Source organism: Alteromonas aestuariivivens (assembly GCF_003367475.1).
GTDB classification, from domain to species: Bacteria; Pseudomonadota; Gammaproteobacteria; order Enterobacterales; family Alteromonadaceae; genus Alteromonas; species Alteromonas aestuariivivens.
In genome coordinates this window covers 172,793-179,750 of record NZ_QRHA01000008.1, presented here as the reverse complement: position 1 = coordinate 179,750, position 6,958 = coordinate 172,793, and the positions used below count along the sequence as shown (strand labels likewise).

Sequence of the window (6,958 nt, the reverse complement as noted above, 5' to 3'; positions counted from 1 at the left end):
ATTATATTCATGGCTATTACAGCCGACTGAGACCGCATTCATACAACGGTGGTTTAACACCGAATGAATCGGAGAAACGTTACTGGAATAGCTACAACGATGTGGCCAAAATTACTTGACCACTACAGAGACCTTTCAATATCGCGATGCAAGCGTAACTCTAATTCGTCAACGTTAGTACTTGATGCTACTTCCCTGCTGTTATGAATTAAGTTTTTAATACCAAATTGATTACCTAGTTCATAAACCTCGTAGCGACTGTACAAGTCGACTAGGCTTGTCGGTTCTTTAGAGTTTCTAAGAAATACCTTAGAAACCATTAATTGACGAAGATGTATAATACCTTCTTCAAATTCAATGTTTCCAGCCATGTTTAGTTTCTTAAAATCTGATAGCGCCTGCCTCTTTTTCTGCCCGCTTTGGAAATTTCGATTTTCATAGAAGGTTCTTAAAGTGCAAATCAAGGTTGCGATTGCTATGCATACTAAGATGCCAGAAAGTATCAAGTTAATTGCATCTATATTGAATTGCCATTTCTCAGGACCAGTCATGTTAGCCTCATTTACTACGATTTAAATTGTAAGCGTATTGAGATCATGCAAATACACTTTCATTTTTACTCCCACAATTAAATCCGCTCTTGATGTCGGCTATATTCCAACCTGAATATACCTCAGTCACACCCCCTCAGCAAAAATAATGCCAACATGTCATCGCACCAGTTATAACTTTATGATTTATAAGAATTTTATACTAATAAAACAGGCTAACTTGATAATGATAACTAGTTGATCTTTGTGAGCACTACAACGCGCACAGCGATTACCAATCCAATGATTGAGGACTGAGGTCTTAGTAATTCAAAGTGTCGTTAGAAAGGCGTACAGGAAGCCTGAGGAACGTATGGAATTTGGGAGTATCTTAGAGGGAAATGTGTGCTACATTTGTGAGACTTGTCGTGATACAAAACGTACCACAACAAGTCTCAGGGAAAAGGCTAACCCATTGATTTACAAGGGGCTCGCAGATGGGGGCAAAATTACATCATGCCGCCCATGCCGCCCATGCCGCCCATGTCAGGGGCCGGAGCTTCATCTTTAGGCACTTCAGCTACCATGGCTTCGGTAGTGATCATCAGGCTGGCTACTGAAGACGCGAACTGCAGAGCAGAGCGGGTAACTTTAGTTGGGTCAAGAATACCCATTTCCAGCATGTCGCCGTAGGTATCGTTACCGGCATTGTAACCGTAGTTACCAGTACCGCCTTTAACCGCGTTAACTACTACAGAAGCTTCTGCACCAGCGTTGCTGGCGATTTGACGCAGAGGTGCTTCCATCGCACGCAGTGCCAGTTTGATACCGTGAGTCTGATCTTCGTTGTCACCAGTCAGCGCTTCGATTTTCGCCGCCGCACGAACCAGAGCCACACCACCACCAGGTACCACGCCTTCTTCAACCGCAGCACGAGTTGCGTGCAGCGCGTCTTCAACGCGAGCTTTCTTCTCTTTCATTTCAACTTCAGTAGCAGCACCAACCTTGATTACTGCAACACCGCCAGACAGCTTGGCCAGACGCTCCTGCAGTTTTTCTTTGTCGTAATCAGAAGTTGAATCTTCGATTTGACCACGGATTTGGCCACAGCGGGCTTCGATAGCCGCTTCGTCACCAGCTCCGTCTACTACAGTGGTGTTGTCTTTGTTGATTACTACGCGCTTGGCTGTACCCAAATCTTCCAACTGAACTTTTTCCAGCTCCAGACCGATCTCTTCAGAGATTACAGTACCACCAGTCAGAATAGCGATGTCCTGCAACATGGCTTTACGGCGGTCACCGAAACCAGGTGCTTTAACCGCTGCTACTTTCACAATACCACGCATGTTGTTAACAACCAGAGTGGCCAGCGCTTCGCCTTCCACGTCTTCTGCGATGATCAGAAGAGGCTTACCGGCTTTTGCTACGCCTTCCAGAGTAGGCAGCAATTCGCGGATGTTGGAGATTTTCTTATCAGCCAACAGGATGAACGGGCTGTCCAGTTCAACGGTGCCATTTTCCTGGTTGTTGATGAAGTATGGAGACAGGTAACCGCGGTCGAACTGCATACCTTCAACCACTTCCAGCTCGTTTTGCAGAGCCTGGCCTTCTTCAACAGTGATAACACCCTCTTTGCCCACTTTGTCCATGGCGTTGGCGATGATTTCGCCCACTTCATAGTCAGAGTTTGCAGAAATAGTACCTACCTGGGCAATCGCTTTGCTGTCTGCACACTCGGTAGAAAGAGCTTTCAGTTCTTCAACTGCAACGGCTACGGCTTTATCGATACCGCGCTTCAGATCCATTGGGTTCATGCCTGCAGCAACAGACTTCAGGCCTTCAACTACGATAGCCTGGGCCAGTACGGTTGCAGTGGTAGTTCCGTCACCTGCTTCGTCGTTAGCTTTGGACGCCACTTCTTTTACCATCTGCGCGCCCATGTTTTCGAACTTGTCTTCCAGCTCGATTTCTTTGGCTACAGAAACACCATCTTTAGTGATGGTAGGTGCGCCGAAAGACTTATCCAGCACTACGTTACGGCCTTTAGGGCCCAAAGTTACTTTAACTGCGTTGGCCAGAATGTTTACGCCCTTAAGCATTTTTGTGCGGGCGTCATCACCAAAACGAACTTCTTTAGCTGCCATTGTTCAATTCCTCTTAATACGGTTAAACGGTTGGATTACTCAACGATTGCCAGGATGTCGCTTTCGCTCAGGATCAGAACTTCCTCACCATCCAGCTTTTCTGTTTTCACGCCATAACCGTCGTTGAAAATAACGGTGTCGCCGACCTTAACATCCAGAGCTTTCACGTCGCCGTTCTCAAGGATGCGACCATTACCCACAGCGATGACCTCACCGCGCGTAGATTTCTCTGCTGCAGAACCGGTCAGTACGATACCGCCAGCAGATTTTGATTCTTGCTCTGCGCGCTTAATGATTACGCGGTCGTGTAAAGGACGAATTGCCATTTTCAAGTCTCCTGAAAATTCCAACTATATTTAAAGTTAGTTATTTGCCGGTGAGCCATTCATTGCTCGCCGTGTACCTAATGAGAGCCGTTGCCGGCCCGTAAAATCTTTCTGCGTGGTTAAATGGGGCACGCCCTTGGTGATCTCAAGGGTTTGGCACGAAAAAAACACAAAAAAATTGGTGTTTTTTTCCGTGGGGTATTAACCCCATGAAAAACTGACTCATTTAAAAAGAATACTCAGCGTAACCGAGAGTTGTCGTTGCCGGACCTGTCGGTGTATTCGCCCTCGATCACATTGCTGTCTGAAGAACGTTTGAATCCTTGCGACGAAGGTTGTTGATGGTATTGGGCGGCCGTGACCACACGCATACTCATGTGGCGGGCGGCATGTCGGGCAATCCATTTGCGACTGGGGGGCAATACCAGGCAGAGGCCCAGGATGTCAGTGATAAAACCGGGGGTTACCAGTAGCACCCCTGCTATAACCAGCATTAGCCCTTCGAGCATTTCACCGCCGGGAATTTCGTTGCGCTGCATTTTTCGCTGGGCGCTTTGCAGTGTGCTCAGGCCCTCCTGACGTACAAAAAAAGCGCCAATAAAGGCGGTGAACAATACCAGTGCGATGGTATTCCAGCCACCAATTATGCCGCCCACATGTACCAGCACGGCAATTTCAAGGATGGGCAACAAAGCAAATAAAAGAAACAATACGCGCACAGGCACCTCAATTCTTTATTGTATAACTTGTGTACATGGGGGAGATTACGCCTGATCACAAGGATAAACAGGCTCCATGATATTAAATCGGACAAATACCCAAACAAATAAGATAGCCGGTTAATCTGGTACACTCAGAATTTGAAAGAATACTCTTATGCCTCCGGTCTTAGGAAACAGTAATGGCAGTCAGTCTGATATTTTGCACTGTACCCAACCAGGAAGTTGGTCGGCTAATTGCAAACCAACTGGTTGAGCAACGGGCCGCGGCCTGCGTGAAAATAGTACCCGGGGTCACTTCGGTATATCGCTGGCAAGGCAAGGTTGAGGTTGACCAGGAATGCCAGTTACTGATTAAAACCACTGCTGGCAAAGTCGCAATGGCGTACCAGTTAATGGTACAAATGCACCCATACGAAGAACCTGAATGGTTGGTGCTGGACAACGCTTCCGGCAGCAAAGGTTACCTGGAATGGATAACCAACCAAACAATGAAGCCAACAAAGTAGTCGAGAAACTGTTGAATGATGCTGAAATCGTGTTTTGCTTTACTTACCGCCTTTCTACTCACGGTGCCACAAATAAGCCAGGCGCAACTGGACAACAGTAGCCTGGGTAGCCTGTTCAGCGATCAACCGGAATTTCTGCACGTTGACGAAGCCTTTATGTTCGACTTCAGACAGCGGGGCAATAAGCTGGAAATCACCTTCGACATTGCAGACAGTTACTACCTGTACAAGCACCAGTTCAAACTGGCAACCAAAAATGCCACCTTGGGCGAGCCCGTCTTTCCTGAAGCCAAGCAGAAGGAAGATGAGTTTTTCGGCCTCACCGAAGTGTACTACCACACCGTAACCTTCAGTGTACCTATTGAGGAATCCGTTCAGGATGGCGTTGTAAAAGTGCGCTACCAGGGCTGTGCCGAGGCCGGCCTGTGCTATCCGCCAACCACCAAAGTCGTTTATCTGTCTGCAGTTTCCAAAGGCGGGAGCAGCATTGAGACTGCAACTGTTGTTACAGCAGCAAGCGAGCCACAAAGCCAGTCTCAGCAATACGATTTGGCCACGCGCCTGGCCGACAAAGAAAACTTGTTCATTACCTTGTTGCTGTTTCTGGCATTGGGTGTTGGGCTGGCTTTTACTCCTTGTGTGTTCCCCATGTATCCGATCCTTTCCGGCATCGTGATTGGCCAGGGTAAAGAAATCAAGCTATCCAAAGCTTTCTGGCTTTCATTCATCTACGTTCAGGGCATGGCCATAACCTATTCGGTGTTGGGCCTTGTGGTTGCCTCGGCCGGGGTGCAATTTCAGGCGGCACTGCAGCATCCGTACATTCTGGGTGTTTTCATCGCCTTGTTTGTTGTTCTGGCGATGGCCATGTTTGGAGCCTGGGAACTGCAGCTGCCTTCCAAATGGCAGGAGCGCCTTAACCAGTTAAGCAACGATCAGAAACGCGGCAATGTGTTGGGCGTATTTGTAATGGGTGTACTTTCGGGCTTGGTCGCTTCTCCGTGCACCACGGCTCCGTTAACAGGCATTTTGCTGTTTATCGCCCAAACCGGCGACATGGTACTGGGCTTCGTTTCACTGTATGTTCTGAGCTTGGGAATGGGTATTCCGCTTATTTTATTCGGCATCACCGGCGGCAAGCTGTTACCCAAAGCGGGTAGTTGGATGAATGTGGTTAAGGTTACCTTTGGCTTTATGATGCTGGCTGTGGCGATTCTCTTTATCGAGCGGCTTTGGAACAGCGAATACAGTTATCTTCTGTGGGCTTCACTGGGCCTGGCTACATTCACCTATTACGGCGTTATCAACCAGGATACCCAAACCTCACTGGCCAAAGGCGTACGCTCACTGGCGATTTTCATTGGGCTGTTCGCCAGCGCCATGTTGGGCTACCACACTCTGATGCCAGCGCCCCACTCAACCACCACTGGCACCTCTCAAATGAATGCTGCGGCGCACCCAACATTTACGGTAGTTAAAAGCCTTGAAGATTTTAAACAAAAGCTGGCTGCCGCCAATGCAGAAGGTAAATCAGTGATGGTAGACCTTTATGCAGACTGGTGCGTGGCCTGTAAGGAATTTGAAAAATACACCTTTCCCGAACCTGCCGTGATCCAGGCACTGGCAAATACCGAATGGATGCAAATCGACCTCACTGACAACACGCCCATCAATCTGGCATTTCAGGAAGAGTTTGATGTACTTGGCCTGCCCACCATTTTGTTCTTCAATACCCAGGGCAATGAAATTCAGGGCTCCAGAGTAACCGGCTTCATGCGCGCCGAACCTTTCAGCCGACATGTTAACCAGGTGCTGGGCAACCCGCAGTAACAGAAAGTGCTGGCTGGCCGCGGCAATGCTGCTGGCCGGCCTGTGTATTGGTTGTAAAGCCCACGCCAGCGGGTGTTTTGATGACTGGTTTTGTATCGAGATACACCCACACAAAGAAGGTCATCAGGTTGAGCTTCGGCGTGTTGCGCCTTTCCCGGTAGTGGTGACCGTGCTTTCATCGGCACTCGAACCCACTCACATCTTTACCGCAGCTTTGAATACAGATAAGGCTTACGTACTTGGCCACACTGTCAGCCCCAGGGCGTTCTGGCAAACCATGCGGGTAAGATGGACTGGAGGTGTTTTGAACGCCACTCACAACAACGCAGTAAAGTACCGCTACCCGCTTCAGCCCAAAGAGCAGTATCGCATTGTGCAAGGTTTCAACGGTGGCTACAGCCATCAGGGCCGTTCGCGCTTTTCCGTCGATATTGCGGCCCCAGTCGGTACTCCCGTTTATGCGGCTCGGGCAGGAACCGTCATTGATGTTGTTGAGTCACACCGCCAGGGCGGCCCAAGTCGCCGCTATGCCCCCTATGCAAATTACATCATTATTCTGCACGACGACGGTACCACCGGGGAATATTTTCACCTCAAAAACCAGGGTGCAGAAGTGGAACGGGGCGACCAAGTTACCATCGGCCAGTTAATCGGCTATTCCGGCAACACCGGTTTTTCTTCGCTGCCGCATTTGCATTTTGGCGTTTATCGGGCCAAACCCAATGGCAGCTACGAATCAGTAGCGTTCGATTTCACCAAATAGGCCTTAAGAACTTTGCGGCGAAATCCCCTGATTAGACCAGTATTTTGCTGCTAAATAGATTTCAATCGCTATAATCGGGCAATAAATCGAAAAGTCACGGTGCGAACTGGCTTTTTTTCGTGCAACTGCATGCATTT

Annotated in this window: 7 protein-coding genes; 3 read left to right on the top strand and 4 right to left on the bottom strand. The window is 48.7% G+C overall.

All coding sequences use genetic code 11. The features are described from left to right. Nucleotides 1-122: 122 nt before the first annotated feature. The 4 genes from DXV75_RS12640 to DXV75_RS12625 all read right to left on the bottom strand — a co-directional run bounded on the left by DXV75_RS12640 (nt 123) and on the right by DXV75_RS12625 (nt 3,719). Nucleotides 123-551, bottom strand: coding sequence for a hypothetical protein (locus tag DXV75_RS12640; protein ID WP_115593775.1), 429 nt, complete (start codon nt 549-551; stop codon nt 123-125). A gap of 488 nt (nt 552-1,039) precedes the next feature. Then, nucleotides 1,040-2,674 carry a chaperonin GroEL gene (groL, locus tag DXV75_RS12635; protein WP_115593774.1) on the bottom strand — a complete coding sequence of 545 codons (1,635 nt, stop codon included), beginning with the start codon at nt 2,672-2,674 and terminating at the stop codon, nt 1,040-1,042. A gap of 35 nt (nt 2,675-2,709) precedes the next feature. Further along, nucleotides 2,710-3,000, bottom strand: coding sequence for a co-chaperone GroES (locus tag DXV75_RS12630; RefSeq protein ID WP_115593773.1), 291 nt, complete (start codon nt 2,998-3,000; stop codon nt 2,710-2,712). A gap of 239 nt (nt 3,001-3,239) precedes the next feature. Beyond that, on the bottom strand, nt 3,240-3,719 hold the full coding sequence (locus DXV75_RS12625; protein ID WP_115593772.1) for an FxsA family protein: 480 nt from the start codon (nt 3,717-3,719) through the stop codon (nt 3,240-3,242). Between the two features lie 182 nt (nt 3,720-3,901). Here DXV75_RS12625 and cutA point away from each other — a divergent pair, with 182 nt between their 5' ends. From cutA to DXV75_RS12610, 3 genes are read left to right on the top strand one after another with little or no spacing between them, the layout of a single operon-like run. Next, entirely contained in the window at nt 3,902-4,228 is a 327-nt protein-coding gene (gene cutA / locus DXV75_RS12620) for a divalent-cation tolerance protein CutA (RefSeq protein WP_115593771.1), read from the top strand. Nucleotides 4,229-4,243: 15 nt separating this feature from the next. After that, nucleotides 4,244-6,058 carry a protein-disulfide reductase DsbD gene (locus tag DXV75_RS12615; protein WP_115593770.1) on the top strand — a complete coding sequence of 605 codons (1,815 nt, stop codon included), beginning with the start codon at nt 4,244-4,246 and terminating at the stop codon, nt 6,056-6,058. Then, on the top strand, nt 6,027-6,821 hold the full coding sequence (locus DXV75_RS12610) for a M23 family metallopeptidase (RefSeq protein ID WP_245953206.1): 795 nt from the start codon (nt 6,027-6,029) through the stop codon (nt 6,819-6,821). Before DXV75_RS12615 ends, DXV75_RS12610 begins: the two co-directional genes overlap by 32 nt. The last annotated feature ends 137 nt before the right edge of the window (nt 6,822-6,958 follow it).